The organism is Stenotrophomonas sp. STEN225 (assembly GCF_056756445.1).
The window spans coordinates 39,013-52,263 of record NZ_JBRRBV010000002.1 but is presented as its reverse complement, the minus strand read 5'-3'; the positions used below and the strand labels follow the sequence as shown (position 1 = coordinate 52,263).

Sequence of the window (13,251 nt, the reverse complement as noted above, 5' to 3'; positions counted from 1 at the left end):
CCACACGGTTCCATGGAGACTTACAAAAATGTTGATCCTGACTCGCCGCGTCGGCGAAACCTTGATGATCGGTGACTCGGTGAGCGTCACCGTGCTCGGCGTCAAGGGTAACCAGGTACGTATCGGCATCACTGCGCCGAAGGACGTCGCTGTGCATCGCGAAGAGATCTACCAGCGCATCCAGCGTGGTGACGAAGCCGGCAGCGCCGGTGGTGAAAATTCTGCGGAATAAGGCTTTACCTTCGCGCGTGATTAACGTTATGATTCACGCCCCGCTGAGGTGCGACGCACCCCCGCGGTGAAATCCCCGGAGTGATGCCCGAGTGGCCGAAGGGGCTCCCCTGCTAAGGGAGTATAGGGTCAAAAGCTCTATCGAGGGTTCGAATCCCTCTCACTCCGCCAGATACTCAGAAAAGCCCCTGGAGACAGGGGCTTTTTTGTGGCCGGAATTCTCCCGTGCAGCACGTTGCCCATCACCTGCAGGAATCGAGTCTGCGCTGATTGCTGGACTTGGATTGCAGGTTCTGATGTGCTGAGCCGGTACGCCGACGGATCGGCGATCGATGGGACGGGAAGTGCGGATGCAGATTTCATTGAAGCGCGCTCTGATCGTGGGCGGCGTGGCAGTTGTCGTGTTGACCGGCGGTTATGTCCTGTGGGGCCGCGCGGATTCCATGCCGCAGGCGATTGCGGCGCACGCGCCTCACACGCAAGGCCGCACTGACGTCGCACCCGTGCCCTCAAAGCAGCATCGTGCCGCTGCGCGAACGGGTCCGCAGCCGCCGAATCCCCAGGTCTTCCGCCGGGTAGGTCCGAAGGCATACGAGATTGCCGGCAACCGTGAGCGGCGGCCGCCGGGCGATGCGCTTGAGTACATGAGGGTGATGAAGCAGCGTTCCGACGCCGGTGATGCGGATGCGAGCTATCTGATGGAGTTGACGGTGCGCGAGTGCAGGAACCTGATCAAGCATGATCCGGTCGCGTCATTCGATTTCCTTCGTAATGCAGGCATGACGCCGGATCCTGCCTCGTTGGTCAATGATGAGCGTCGTCTGGGCGAGTGTGCGTCCCTGGTAGCTGCGCCTGCCTTCTATCATGGAGCATGGCTTGCCAGGGCCGCCTCGCAGGGTTCAATCGAAGCCAAGCTGCTTTACGCGGCCGATCCCGAGACCGTCATCGGCCCTCCGTCGGAGTGGCTTGCGAATCCGGAATCCCTGGTCAGATGGCGGGAGAGTGCGATGCGCCATCTCCATGATGCTGCGGCAACGGGAAGCCTCGATGCGGTCAGTCACCTGTCCAGCGCGTACGACAAGGGAAGAATCACCGCCTACGATGGCGTGAATGCCTATGCATATGCCTTGGCCGCTGCCAAGGCAAATCCGGCACATATGCCGGCGAGGAGCCTGCAGGAGTTGCAGGCGAAGTTGAGCCCTGCGCAGCGCGAGGCTGCGCGCGAGCGGGCGACGCAGGTGTACGCGGACTGCTGCATCGCAGATCAATGACGCGCAGTCCCGATTCCGTCGGTTTCGATGGGGCAGGACGCGGCCTGCCGAATTTCGTCCTCGACCTCAATCGTGCTGGAACCGCAAGGGTTCACTGCCCATCGCCGGATCGCTGGTGCCGGGGCGGCCATCCTCGACGCGCCCTGCCAGGCGCAGCGCACCGCTTCCAGCGCTGACATGCAGGTCGTACCACCCTGCGGTAGGCGCTGCATCCCAGGCCAGTGATGTTTCCGAGCGCGCGGCAATGTCCAGCGTCTGGTCCGGCATGTGCCCGGCATAGGCGCCTCCCTGCACGCGGACCCGGCAGGGTTCATCGCCCGGATTACGCAGTCGCAGGCGAAGCTGGCCATCGGCGCGCTCCATCTCCGCCAGCAACATCGGGGAAGTGGCATCGCCGCGGAAGTGGCGATGGAATCCATTGGGGCCCAGCAGCCACAGGTCGAAGCGGCCATCGGCAGCAAGTGGCCAGCGCGCCTGCACGGGCGTGCCCGGCACCAGCGTGTAACGCCTCGGAATCGCGTCCAGGCGCAGCCGGTCGTAGACATGCAGTACCGCTGCCGCTCCTTCGCAGGCCAGCTGCAGATCGATGCTTCCGGCGGCCAATGCGGTGATCCGGGCCTGCGGCCGATAGGGCAGGGCGCGTGCCGGTCTCACCCCGGCTTCCTGGCGTGCAGGGTGCAACCCCTCCGGCAGGGCAGGCACGGTCCGGCCCGGCAGGGCCGCCGCGCGCGCGGCCACCGCATCGACGTCAGGCAACGCTTGCACGAAGGGGCGGGTATCGCGCTGGGCGAAATCGAACGCGTGGGTCAGATCGCCACAGACCGCGCGCCGCCACGGTGAGATGCCCGGTGCGGGCACACCGAAGCGGCGTTCGATCAGACGCAGTACCGAGGTGTGGTCATACACCTGCGAATCGACCCAGCCGCCCCGGCTCCAGGGCGAGATCACGTACAACGGCACGCGCGGGCCCAGTCCATAGGGGCGGCCACGCAGCTCGGCGGCGTCGTACTTCTCGTCGCCAGGCGCAGGATGCCGATGGTATTCGCCTTCGGTGCCGACCGACGATGCGCCGGCCCAGCCATCCGCCAGCGGTGAAGGCGGGGCGGGCGGCGGCACGTGGTCGAAGAAGCCGTCGTTCTCGTCGAACATCAACAGCAGGGCGGTACGACTCCAGACCTCCGGGTCGGCGGTCAGCGCGTCGAGCACGCGCGCGGTGTAGGCCGCGCCCTGCGCCGGGCTGGAGGGGCCGGGATGTTCGCTGCCGGCAGCGTCGGCGATGATGAAGCTGACCTGTGGCAACTGCCCGTCGACCACATCCTGGCGCAGCTGTGCCAGCCCGCGCGTGCTGACCCCGCGGGCGCGAAGCTGCGGATCGTGACCCGGTGCAGCGCGGTACGCCTGCCGGAAGGTCTCGAATCCCGCCAGCGGGTTGTCGGTGAAGTTGTCGGCCATGTCCTGGTAGATCTGCCAGGACACCCCTGCCTGCTGCAGCTGCTCGACGTAGCTGGTCCACTGGTAGGACGCCGGATGGCCGCCGTGCTCCGGGAAGTTGTCGTGGGAGTTGGCGATCACCGGGCCGCCGGCGCGGGCAAAGGGATCGTTGTGGCCGGTCCACAGGAACACCCGGTTCGGGTTGGTGCCGGCCTGGATCGCGCAGTGATAGGCATCGCAGACGGTGAAGGCATCGGCGAGTGCGAACTGGAAGGGCAGGTCGCTGCGCTGGAAGTAGCCCATGGAGTGATTCTGCTTGGCCTTGGGCCACTGCCCCATGCGCCCATGGTCCCAGGCACGCTGCGCGTCAGGCCAGGTGTGCGGCGTGCCTTCGACGCGCATGTAGCCGAAGTGCGCGGCGGTATCCAGCGGGAACGGTGCGATCGCCCGGCTGCCGCTGGCATCGGGTTGCAGCCACAGGGTGCGCGCAGCGCCACCGCCCGCCAGGGGGGCGGCGGGGGCCACGAAACGATCACCGAATCCGCGCACGCCCGGCAGGGTGCCGAAGTAGTGATCGAACGAGCGGTTCTCCTGCATGAACACCACGATGTGCTGCAGGTCCTGCAGGCTGCGGGTGCGTGCATCGGGGGCGATCGCGGCGGCCCGGGCGATGCTCGGCAGCAGCGGTGAAAGGCCGGCGGCAAGGCCGGCCTGCAACAGTCGGCGACGGCCGATATCGGTCACGGGTTCACTCACAGGTCCACGCGGAAGGAGATGCCGACGGTGCGCGGAGCGCCGATGAAGGCGCTGTCGCGGCCGTCGACACCTGCAAGATACCGCTTGTCGGTGAGATTGCTCACCACCAGGTTCGCACCCATGCCCTTCAGGCGTGGCGACAGGCCCTGCAGATCGAAGCCGATGTTGGCATTGAACACCGTGGCCGAGGGCAGTCTGCTGGCGTTGGCAGCATCGAGGTAGCGCGTTCCCAGGTAGCGGCCTGACAGGCCGAAGTTCCAGTTCTCGCCCTGCCAGTCAGCCGAGACCACCAGGATCTGCTCGGGCTGGCCGATCACCTTGGCGCCATCGACGATGCCCAGCTGGGCGTCACGCGCGGAATCGCCGCTGCCGAGGTACTTCGAGCGGTTGTAGGTATAGGCCGCGTTGATCCGCCAGCCGTTGTCCCAGCCGTATCCGAGCGCCGCTTCCAGGCCATTGCTCTCCACGCCCCCGAAGTTCTCGTAGACGCCGTCGGTCTCGCCCAGGTAATCGATGCCGCTGACGAAACCGGCCGGCAGGTAGACGATGCGGTTGTCGAACTTGATGTTGTACAGGGTGACCGAGGCGGTCAACGGCCAGCGGCTGATGCGCATGCCGAGTTCGATGTTGTCGGCGGTCTCCGGCTCGACGTTGCGGAAGCGCTGCGGATCGGTCTCGCCCAGTACGCCGGAGGGGATGGCCGCGAAGTTCTGCGAGAAGCCTGCGAACAGTTCCATGCCCTGAACACCGGGTGCCCAGGTGAAGCCGGTGGACAGCAGCGGATCGGACTTTGAATCGGACGTGACGTTCTCGGCGGCGCCGATCACACGCCGGCGGGACTGGTCCACGAAGAACTGCTTCACGCCCAGGCGCGCGCTGAAGGGGCCGAAGCGGGCCACGTCCTCGATGTAGTACATCTGCTCATCGACCTTGTACCGGTCTTCGAACTGGACCCAGTACGGCTGGTGATCGAAGGCGATGTCCTGCCCGACGTTGAGCAGCCGGTGCCAGTCGCGGCGTGCGGAGCGGTCCAGCTTTTCCACCCACAGGCCACCGCGGACCGTGTTGTCGATGCTGCCGAAGGTCTGCCGCCACTCGACGTCGGCAGTGACGCCCATGCGGTCGTTGTCGTAGTGGGTGTGGCGGTAGGACTGGGCGCCGAGCACATTGCCGGCGTAGCAGCCCGGATCATACTCGGCCGTGAAGCCCAGCCGCGGCGTGCAGGTGGCCAGACGCTGGGCGGCGCTGCCATCGGGATTGACGAAGTAGATCTGGCCCCGGTTGCTGCCGCCGTACACGGTGCTGCCGCCGGTGTACTCCGACTCGGGGCGACCGCTGCCATCGTCGCTGACCTGCGCCAGGTACGGCGGCAGCCAGTCGCCGCGACCCTGCATGCGATGACCGTAGGCCGCCATCGAGGCCTTGAAGCCGTTGCCACCGTCAAAGGCCGCGCGCAGGTAACCGAAGGTGTTCTCGCGCAGGGCACGGGAACCGGAACGGAAGTTCTGGTCCAGATAGGGAATGCCGGTCAGGGTGCCGACCAGGTTGTCGCGGTCCGGATTGGTGGCGAAGCCCTGTGGCGAAACGCTGGTGTACTCCGGTTCGTCGGCATCGTTGTAGGACAGATAGCCGGTGAGTGTCCAGCGGTCCAGTTCGGTGACGAACTTGCCGGCGATATGGTCGTTGCGGGTGCGGCCGCTGCCGTCGATCCAATCGTGCACGCGCGCCGAGGATGCACTGACCCAGGCACGGGTGTGGCCGCCAAGCACGCCGGTGTCGTAGCGCACGTAGTACTTGCGCGCTTCATTGTCACCGGCACCGACGACGAAGCGCAGCCGGCTGTCCTGCAGTGGATCGCCGGTGAGGAAGTTCAGGGTGCCGCCCAGCGCCTCGTTCGAGCGCGAGGAGATGTCAGCCGTGCCCTGGCTGACCTCCACCGTTTCCAGGTCCAGGGTGTCGATGTAGCGATTGGCCAGGGAGCCACCGCCGTAGCCCGAGCCACCATTGGGCAGGCCATCGATGGTGGTGCCGATCTGCTGCGTATCGCGGTTGGTGACGAAGCCGCGCATGCTGATCTGCGTGCCCCACACCGACGAACCGGTGGCATCGGCCTCGCTGACGACCACGCCGGGCACTTCGTTGAGCGCGTCGTTGACGCTGCTCATCACCAGCTGCCGGTTCAGTGTTTCCGTGCGCACCGCAGTCTTGGCGTAACTGGTTGCCTGGCCGATCACCTGGACCTGGTCCAGCGTGCGGGCGTCGCTGCGACGTGTCGTGTCACCCTCTCCCTGCGGTGCTTCGGCGAGGGCGTCCAGTGTGGGCGCGATCAGCAGGGCAAGCAACGAGATACGGGGAATACGCGCATGCGTTGGCATCGAAACCGGACCTTCACGTGTGGGGGGAAGCCCCGGAGTGTCGGCAGCGGCAGTGACGTGACGGTGACGTGCAGATGCAGCCTTCATTGCACCCGCGGCGCGGGAGGTGCCCTGCACCAAGCTGAATCGATGCTGCGCTGTCATCAAGCCGTCATCGAACCGCGATAGATGGCAAGCGCGGTGCCCGCTAGGCTGCCACGCTGTCGCATTTCTTCCTTGATCGCCCATGAAGCGCCCGCTGCTGCTGTTGCTGGCGTGCGCCGGCCTGTGGCTGGCTGCATGCTCTTCCTCGATGAATGCCGCATCCACCTCGCTCGCCGACCGCCTGGTCGCGCCGGGCGGCGTGTCGACGCTGCTTGACCAGCCGCGCATCGCTGCGGCCATTGCCGGGATTCCCAATCGCCATGGTTTCGCGCCGGGCCGTGATGGCGTGCCGATCTTCTGGCGCGTGTTCGATCCGGGCGACTACGGCGCCCGCTATCGCTATCTGCCGCAGCGGCACGAGAATGGCCTGCCGCTGGACACCGGACTCAGCCTGTCGGTGCCGCAGCCGTTCCGGGCACAGGCGCCGCGTGGCACCGTGGTGCTCCTGCACGGCTGGATGATGAACGGCGATTCGATGCTGCCGTGGTCATTGCAGCTGGCCGGATCGGGCTATCGCGTGGTCACGCTCGACCTGCGCAACCACGGTCAGTCCGGGGCTGGACCCTCCGGCTATGGCACCTACGAATCGGACGACGTGGTCGATGTGATCGCTGAGCTGCGCGCACGCGGCGAAGTCACCGGGCCCCTGTATCTGTTCGGCGTGTCCTATGGCGCGGCGACGGCGGTGTTCACCGCTGAAAAGCTCGGTGACCAGGTTGCCGGCGTCGTCGCGATGGAGTCGTTCGCCAATGCCGGCGTAGCCATCCGCACGATGATTCCGCACCTGATGGCGCTGCAGCCGGAAGGGTGGAAAGCACAGGCCGTGGCCTCATATGCGCGGTGGCGCTATGGCGGACAGGACATCGACCAGGTGATTGCTGCGGCCAGCCGCCGCATCGATGTCGATCTTGACCATGTGGATGTGGCCCGTGCGCTGGCCGACACGCGCGCCTGCGTGCTGCTGCTGCACGGGCAGGGCGACCAGCACATTCCTGTGAGCCAGGGGCGCGAACTCGCGCAGGCCAACCCGCGGGCGCACTACATCGAGATGCGCGGCGAGGACCATATCACCCTGCCGCTGCGGCTGGATCTGTTGGCCGGTGTGGTCGACGACTGGATGGCGCGCGACGAACGGCACCCCCCGTCCACCTGCCCGGCGCCGCAGCTGCCGGCACAGGCCGAGTGGCTGGTGCACGATGTGCCGGCAGCGGAGCCGGCACGCGGTTGATGCATCGTCAGGACAGCCGGCGCGCCAGTGCGGGCGCCGACAGCGCGACACCGATCAGCAGTGCCGCCACGCAGAGGAACGCGAAGCCCAGGCTGCTGGCATGGGCCAGTGCGCCGATCGCGGCCGGGCCGGCGAGAATGCCGGCATAGCCCAGTGTGGTGACAGCCGTGATGGCGATGTTCTCGGGCATCGCGCGCTGCTGTCCAGCCATCGAGAACAGTGCCGGCACGATGTTGGCGCAGCCCAGGCCGACCAGCGCATGGCCCGCAAGGGCAACCGGCAACGATGGCACCAGGGTGGCCACGGCAAAGCCGGCCGCAGCGGTGATGCCGCCGATGACAAGGGTGCGGGTGCGGCCGAGACGCTCGACGATGCCATCGCCGAACAGGCGCATGGCTGTCATCGCCAGAGTGAACACCGCGAAGCCCGCGCCGGCCTGGTCGCGAGGCACCTGCCGTACCTCGGCCAGGAACACGGCGCTCCAGTCCAGCATCGAGCCTTCGGCGAGAAACACCACGAATGCCAGCACGCCGATGAACAGCACCACGCCATGTGGCAGTGCCAGCAAGGGGCCTTCGTGCAGGATCCGTTGCGGACGCCAGTGCGGTGCCGACAGCACAGCTACCAGCAGCAGTGCCGCCGCCGCGAGCAGCGCGGCCAGCCAGAGCGGTGTGCCCAGGATCAGCAGACCGGTCATGCAGCCGGCGCCGACAAAGCCACCGATGCTGTAGAAGGCGTGGAAGCCGGACATCATCACCCGGCCGGCTTCGCGTTCGACGGCCACTGCCTGCATGTTCATCGTGCAGTCCATCGCACCCACGCCCGCGCCGAACACGAACAGGGCCGCACCGAGCACGAAGGGCGAAGGCGGCACCGCCAGCAGCGGCAGTGCCAGCAGCACGAGTGCACAGGTGACCACCAGCAGCCGACGGCAGCCGAAGCGACCGGTCAGCGCACCGGCCAGCGGCATGGCCAGCAGTGAGCCCAGCCCGAGGCACAGCAGCACGGCGCCCAGACCGGCGTCGGACAGCCCTGCCTGGGCCTTGGCGAAGGGCACCATCGGTGCCCACGCGGCGGTGGCGAAACCGGGAATGAAGAAGGCGGCGCGGGTGGCGTGCTGCTGGGCACGTGGGGAAGAAGGCGTCATGCGCAGTAGGAAGCTCCAGTGAACCGACATGGAAGCGATTTCATGGCGGTTCGGCAAGTGCCAACGGAGGGGGGGCGACATGCATACGATTGCAGCGCGCCAAGGGCGAGGCGGCATCGAACCCCGCCCCGCACCGCGACGGTGATCTGTGGCCGCGTATGGACAGACCCCACGAGAGCTTCTGTTCAGAACCCGCAGATGATGGCCGATCGGATCCAGCCCCGGCGTCTTCTGCAACTGGATGCGAGCCATGCTTCGCTGGCGTCGAAACCGGCCGAGGTGACTGCGTTGATTCTGGAGGCCTGCGCCGCCGTCGGCGGTTGAGGCCAGAGGTCGCCCGCGGTACCGGTCGGCACCGCGGGCGTGACTTCACAGCGGCAGGTCGAACACCAGCACTTCGGCGTCGTTGCCGTTCTCCAGCGTCAGCTGCGCTTCGTCGCTGATCTGCAGCGCATCACCGGCTTCCAGGGTGATGCCGTTGACCTGCAACTGGCCACGGGCGACCTGCACATAGGCACCGCGTCCGCTGCCCAGGGCGTGGTGCAGCTTGTGGCTGCCGTCGAGCAGGGTGGCGAAGATGCGGGCATCCTGGTGGATGCGCAGCGAACCATCTGCACCGTCGGGCGAGGCGATCAGGCGCAGCTGGTTGCGCTTGCTGTCCGGCGTGAAGTGGGTTTCCTCATACGACGGGGTGATGTTCTCCGTGTCCGGGAAGATCCAGATCTGCAGGAAATGCACGGGTTCGGTGGCCGAGTGGTTGAACTCGCTGTGGCTGACGCCGCTGCCGGCGCTCATGCGCTGCACATCGCCGTAGCGCAGTACCGAACCGGTGCCCATCGAGTCCTTGTGTTCCAGTGCGCCGCCCAGCACGTAGGAGACGATCTCCATGTTGCTGTGGCTGTGGGTGCCGAAGCCCTGGCCGCCGATCACCTTGTCCTCGTTGATCACCCGCAGCGGACCGAAGCTGACATAGCGCGGATCGTAGTAGTTGGCGAACGAGAAGGTGTGGCGCGAGGACAGCCAGCCATGTTCGGCCAGGCCACGGGTAGCACTCTTGCGGATCTGCAGCATGGGATATCTCCTTGTTCGATGTTTTCGATGGGGCGGGGCAGGGCATTGATCGCCGTGTTTCCCTGTTGGAGAGAAGTATCCGCTTGCGCCGGTGCTTTGAAAAACGGATAGTTTTGAAAGCCATCATCGAAAAATTCGAATGCTCAAGCTCAGCCTCGAAGCCCTGCAGATCCTGGACGCCATCGATCGCCGCGGTTCGTTTGCGGGCGCCGGCAAGGCCCTGCACAAGGTGCCGTCCACCATTTCCTACACCGTGGCCAAGCTGGAAGAGGATCTTGGCGTGCAGCTGTTCGACCGGGTGGGCCCGCGTGCGGAGCCGACCGAGGCCGGTCGCGCGCTGCTGGATGAGGGCCGGCATCTGCTCCGTGCGGCCCGCGAACTGGAACTGCGGGTGCGCCGGGTGGCCTCCGGCTGGGAAACCGAACTGACCCTGGCAGTGGATTCGGTGTTTCCCACCTGGCTGCTGGGCCCGGACATCGCCGCATTTCGCGGCGCTGAGGCGCCGACCCGCCTGCGCTTGATCGGCGAGGCGCTGTCCGGCACCTGGGAGGCGCTGCTGGACCGGCGTGCCGATCTGCTGGTGGGCGCGCCGGGCGAGGGGCCGAGCGGTGGTGGCTACGTGGTCGAGCCGTTGGGTACGGTCGAGTTCGTGTTCGCGGTTGCCCCGGATCATCCCTTGGCGGCAGTGCCGGGCGTGCTGGGACGTGAGCAGCTGGTCGAGCACTGTGCGATCGCGGTGTCCGATTCGGCGCGGCGCTTGCTGCCCCGTACGGTTGGCCTGCTGATGGGGCAGGAGATGCTGACAGTGCCCGACATGGCCAGCAAGCTGAAACTGCAATGCGAGGGCGTGGGCTTCGGCTTTCTGCCCGAGCCGTGCGCGCGCGCGGCCGTGGCACGAGGCGAACTGGTTATCCGTGAGGTCGAGGAACACAAGCCGGAGGAGACCTTCTGGTTGGCCTGGCGGACCGGTGAGGATGGCGCGGCATTGCGCTGGTGGCGCGAGCGCCTGCGCAGGCCGGAGCTGCTGTCGCAGTGGTGGCGGGCAATGGCCGGGGGATAGGTGTGCGGCAGGGCTGCGCCCTGCACCCGTTACGGGCGGGAACACGGCAACAGCAGCAGCCACGGCCGAAGCGGGTTTGCCGGGGCAGGACGGGGCGGGTCCGGTTGCGGGAGACGCCGTAAACCCGTGCTTGGGGGCTTGGCCGCGGCATTCATGCCGCGGACACTCCCGCAACCGGACCCACCTCGCCTTCGACAGTTTTCCGCTATCTGTCGGAACGGCGTACTGCTCTGGTAGGTGTCGACCTTGGTCGACACGGTAGATCCACGCCATGCATGGATGAATTCACTCGATATCTGACAGATGTGTCGACCAAGGTCGACACCTACCAACAGCCGCGTGAACCTGTCGAAGGTGGGGCGGTGTCGGAATGCGCGCTGTTGCTGTTGCTCCGGCTTTGGCTTCGGCGGGTGCAGGGCGCAGCCCTGCCGAAGAACACACATAAAAAAACAGCAGGCCGAGGCCTGCTGTTTCGGTGTAATGGTGCGCCCGGAGAGATTCGAACTCCCGACCGCCTGGTTCGTAGCCAGGTACTCTATCCAACTGAGCTACGGGCGCCAATTACATAAACCTGTTGTGTTGATCGTGTATGGTGCGCCCGGAGAGATTCGAACTCCCGACCGCCTGGTTCGTAGCCAGGTACTCTATCCAACTGAGCTACGGGCGCGCGGTACACAATCAAATTTTACTTCATTTCCAGCGGCGGATGCCGGAAACCTGTCGAGTGGTGCGCCCGGAGAGATTCGAACTCCCGACCGCCTGGTTCGTAGCCAGGTACTCTATCCAACTGAGCTACGGGCGCCCTGCGACAGGAGCGGAATTATGCGGATGTCGGCGCGTACCGTCAACCGTTTTTGTGAAGATTTTCATCCAGCTGAATGAAAAATTGGTGGGCGACCGCCTGTGGCGCCTTCATCCACGCGAAGTGGTCGGCACGCGTGCCCAGTTCCCCGTCGGACAGCACATGCAGGTGTGATGCCACATTCGGCAGTTTGTCCAGCAACGCCTGCATCGAACCGGTCGGTGCCAGCCAGTCGTGTTCCATCACCACGGCCTGCGCGCTGCCATGCACGCGTGCCATCTGCGCATCGAGATCCTCGGTCATGCCCGCGGCTGCGTAATGGTTGCTCAGGCCCACCCGCGACCAGTCGGCAATCAGGCCGCGTGCTTCGGTGCCCCCAAAGCCCAGGCGCCGGCCGTGCAGCACGCCCTGGCGGCGGGCGATCCAGGGCAGGAAGCGGTACACCAGCGGCAGAAGCCATCCGCGCGGAGGCGGAAACGTACGCCAGAACGGCGTGCCACTGGCGGCCAGCCACAGGTGCTCGAAGTGCTGCGGTTGCCGTCCTGCATGCACGCAGGCCAGCTGCCCACCCAGGCTGTGCCCACCGATGATCCAGGGCAGCGCGCCTTCGCCGGCATCGGCGTTGGCGAGCAAAGCCTGGCTGGCAGGCAGGTCCTGCTCGAGCACTTCACGATAGCCCCAGTCCTGCGTGCGCGAAGGGCGCAGTGAACTGCTGCCGTTGCCACGCCACTCGTGCAGGTAGACCGCGATGCCTTTCGCAGCCAGGGCCTGTGCCAGTGGCAGGTAGTGGCGCGCGGCCACGCCCAGTGCGGGGAGCCATAGCAGCCGCGCCAGCGGCTGCTCGGGTACGCAGGCCATCACCTCGAAGCGATGGCCGTCGCCGCATTCCACGGCCAGTGTCCGTGATGGCAGGCTCATGCGTGGGGCGCTGCGCCGAAATGATCCAGCACGCGCACATCGCTGCGCCCCGGCATGTAGCCCAGTTGCAGCCCGCGTGCCACGTAGTCGATCGATGCTTCGCAGGCGTTGGCCAGGCTCAGGCCATTGCACAGTTGCGCGGCGATGGCCGAGGCCAGTGTGCAGCCGGTGCCGTGGGCATCCAGCGGCAGGCGCGCGTGACTGAATTCCTCGCTGCTGACGCCATCGAAGTAGCGATCGATCACGCGGTTGCCCTCGTGCAGGTGGCCGCCCTTGAGCAGCACCGCGCCGGCCCCGAGATTCAGCAGTGCCGACGCAGCCCGCTCGGCGTCGTCTCCATCGCCGATCGTGCGGCCCACCAGCAGTTCTGCCTCCGGTGTGTTGGGAGTGACCAGCGTGGCCAGCGGGAGCAGACGCTCGCGCATTGCCTGCAGGGCGCTGTCTTCCAGCAGGCGCGCACCACTGGTGGCGACCATCACCGGATCCAGCACCACATGTGCGGGCCGGTGACGCTGCAGCGCATCGGCCACGGCGTGGATCACCTCGGCATTGGCCAGCATGCCCAGCTTCACCGCGTGGATGTCGAAATCATCGAAGCACGCGTCGAGCTGCGCGCGCAGGAATTCGATTGGCGGCACATGCACGGCGGTGACACCGCGGGTGTTCTGCGCGGTCAATGCGGCGATCGCGGAGAGGCCATGCACGCGGTGTGCGGCGAAGGCCTTCAGGTCGGCCTGGATGCCGGCGCCTCCGCCGGAGTCGGAGCCGGCGATGGTGAGGGCGGAAACGGGAGTGGTCGGGCTCATGCGGCGATTGT

The 13,251-nt window shown here is 66.4% G+C and carries 9 protein-coding genes, 4 tRNA genes and 1 pseudogene; 5 read left to right on the top strand and 9 right to left on the bottom strand.

Annotation, left to right across the window (positions count from 1 at the left end; genetic code table 11):
- The first annotated feature begins 28 nt into the window (after positions 1-28).
- The 3 genes from csrA to ACVOJ1_RS02455 all read left to right on the top strand — a co-directional run bounded on the left by csrA (position 29) and on the right by ACVOJ1_RS02455 (position 1,502).
- The gene (csrA, locus tag ACVOJ1_RS02465; protein WP_053520007.1) at positions 29-232 is read left to right on the top strand and encodes a carbon storage regulator CsrA; all 204 of its coding nucleotides are present in this window, start codon (positions 29-31) and stop codon (positions 230-232) included.
- Between the two features lie 77 nt (positions 233-309).
- A tRNA-Ser gene (locus ACVOJ1_RS02460) sits at positions 310-402 on the top strand.
- Between the two features lie 179 nt (positions 403-581).
- Positions 582-1,502 (top strand): hypothetical protein, encoded by a 921-nt coding sequence (locus ACVOJ1_RS02455; RefSeq protein ID WP_065181262.1) that lies wholly within the window; start codon positions 582-584, stop codon positions 1,500-1,502.
- A 66-nt stretch (positions 1,503-1,568) separates the two neighbouring features.
- Here ACVOJ1_RS02455 and ACVOJ1_RS02450 read toward each other — a convergent pair whose 3' ends face one another.
- Together ACVOJ1_RS02450 and ACVOJ1_RS02445 are read right to left on the bottom strand one after the other, a co-directional pair.
- The gene (locus ACVOJ1_RS02450; protein ID WP_197600460.1) at positions 1,569-3,677 is read right to left on the bottom strand and encodes a phosphocholine-specific phospholipase C; all 2,109 of its coding nucleotides are present in this window, start codon (positions 3,675-3,677) and stop codon (positions 1,569-1,571) included.
- A gap of 8 nt (positions 3,678-3,685) precedes the next feature.
- On the bottom strand, positions 3,686-6,064 hold the full coding sequence (locus tag ACVOJ1_RS02445; RefSeq protein WP_193395531.1) for a TonB-dependent receptor: 2,379 nt from the start codon (positions 6,062-6,064) through the stop codon (positions 3,686-3,688).
- A 226-nt stretch (positions 6,065-6,290) separates the two neighbouring features.
- Here ACVOJ1_RS02445 and ACVOJ1_RS02440 point away from each other — a divergent pair, with 226 nt between their 5' ends.
- A complete protein-coding gene (locus tag ACVOJ1_RS02440) occupies positions 6,291-7,436 on the top strand; it encodes an alpha/beta fold hydrolase (RefSeq protein WP_180876655.1) in 1,146 nt (381 codons plus the stop codon).
- Positions 7,437-7,443: 7 nt separating this feature from the next.
- Here the strand turns inward: ACVOJ1_RS02440 and ACVOJ1_RS02435 are convergent, their stop codons facing one another.
- Together ACVOJ1_RS02435 and ACVOJ1_RS02430 are read right to left on the bottom strand one after the other, a co-directional pair.
- Positions 7,444-8,583, bottom strand: a complete 1,140-nt coding sequence (locus ACVOJ1_RS02435; RefSeq protein WP_065181266.1) for an MFS transporter — start codon at positions 8,581-8,583, stop codon at positions 7,444-7,446.
- A gap of 369 nt (positions 8,584-8,952) precedes the next feature.
- The gene (locus ACVOJ1_RS02430; RefSeq protein ID WP_053520377.1) at positions 8,953-9,654 is read right to left on the bottom strand and encodes a pirin family protein; all 702 of its coding nucleotides are present in this window, start codon (positions 9,652-9,654) and stop codon (positions 8,953-8,955) included.
- 139 nt (positions 9,655-9,793) lie between these two features.
- On the opposite strand from ACVOJ1_RS02430, the gene ACVOJ1_RS02425 reads away from it, so the two are divergent.
- A complete protein-coding gene (locus ACVOJ1_RS02425) occupies positions 9,794-10,714 on the top strand; it encodes a LysR family transcriptional regulator (RefSeq protein ID WP_065181268.1) in 921 nt (306 codons plus the stop codon).
- A 481-nt stretch (positions 10,715-11,195) separates the two neighbouring features.
- Here the strand turns inward: ACVOJ1_RS02425 and ACVOJ1_RS02420 are convergent.
- From ACVOJ1_RS02420 to thiD, 5 genes and pseudogenes are all read right to left on the bottom strand, one after another.
- Positions 11,196-11,272: transfer RNA gene (locus tag ACVOJ1_RS02420), tRNA-Arg, on the bottom strand.
- 32 nt (positions 11,273-11,304) lie between these two features.
- Positions 11,305-11,381 (bottom strand) — tRNA-Arg (locus tag ACVOJ1_RS02415).
- Positions 11,382-11,439: 58 nt separating this feature from the next.
- A tRNA-Arg gene (locus tag ACVOJ1_RS02410) sits at positions 11,440-11,516 on the bottom strand.
- Positions 11,507-12,434 (bottom strand): annotated as a pseudogene (locus ACVOJ1_RS02405) (alpha/beta hydrolase family protein). The gene ACVOJ1_RS02410 and the pseudogene ACVOJ1_RS02405 overlap by 10 nt, the downstream one beginning before the upstream one ends.
- On the bottom strand, positions 12,431-13,240 hold the full coding sequence (thiD, locus tag ACVOJ1_RS02400) for a bifunctional hydroxymethylpyrimidine kinase/phosphomethylpyrimidine kinase (protein ID WP_346479942.1): 810 nt from the start codon (positions 13,238-13,240) through the stop codon (positions 12,431-12,433). The pseudogene ACVOJ1_RS02405 and the gene thiD overlap by 4 nt, the downstream one beginning before the upstream one ends.
- Positions 13,241-13,251: the final 11 nt, after the last annotated feature.

Bases quoted from the DNA above. Each gene is read 5' to 3' on its own strand.
- ACVOJ1_RS02445 (WP_193395531.1), bottom strand. From the start codon at position 6,064: ATGCCAACGCATGCGCGTATTCCCCGTATCTCGTTGCTTGCCCTGCTG.
- ACVOJ1_RS02430 (WP_053520377.1), bottom strand. From the start codon at position 9,654: ATGCTGCAGATCCGCAAGAGTGCTACCCGTGGCCTGGCCGAACATGGC.
- csrA (WP_053520007.1), top strand. From the start codon at position 29: ATGTTGATCCTGACTCGCCGCGTCGGCGAAACCTTGATGATCGGTGAC.
- thiD (WP_346479942.1), bottom strand. From the start codon at position 13,240: ATGAGCCCGACCACTCCCGTTTCCGCCCTCACCATCGCCGGCTCCGAC.
- ACVOJ1_RS02425 (WP_065181268.1), top strand. From the start codon at position 9,794: ATGCTCAAGCTCAGCCTCGAAGCCCTGCAGATCCTGGACGCCATCGAT.
- ACVOJ1_RS02455 (WP_065181262.1), top strand. From the start codon at position 582: ATGCAGATTTCATTGAAGCGCGCTCTGATCGTGGGCGGCGTGGCAGTT.
- ACVOJ1_RS02440 (WP_180876655.1), top strand. From the start codon at position 6,291: ATGAAGCGCCCGCTGCTGCTGTTGCTGGCGTGCGCCGGCCTGTGGCTG.
- ACVOJ1_RS02435 (WP_065181266.1), bottom strand. From the start codon at position 8,583: ATGACGCCTTCTTCCCCACGTGCCCAGCAGCACGCCACCCGCGCCGCC.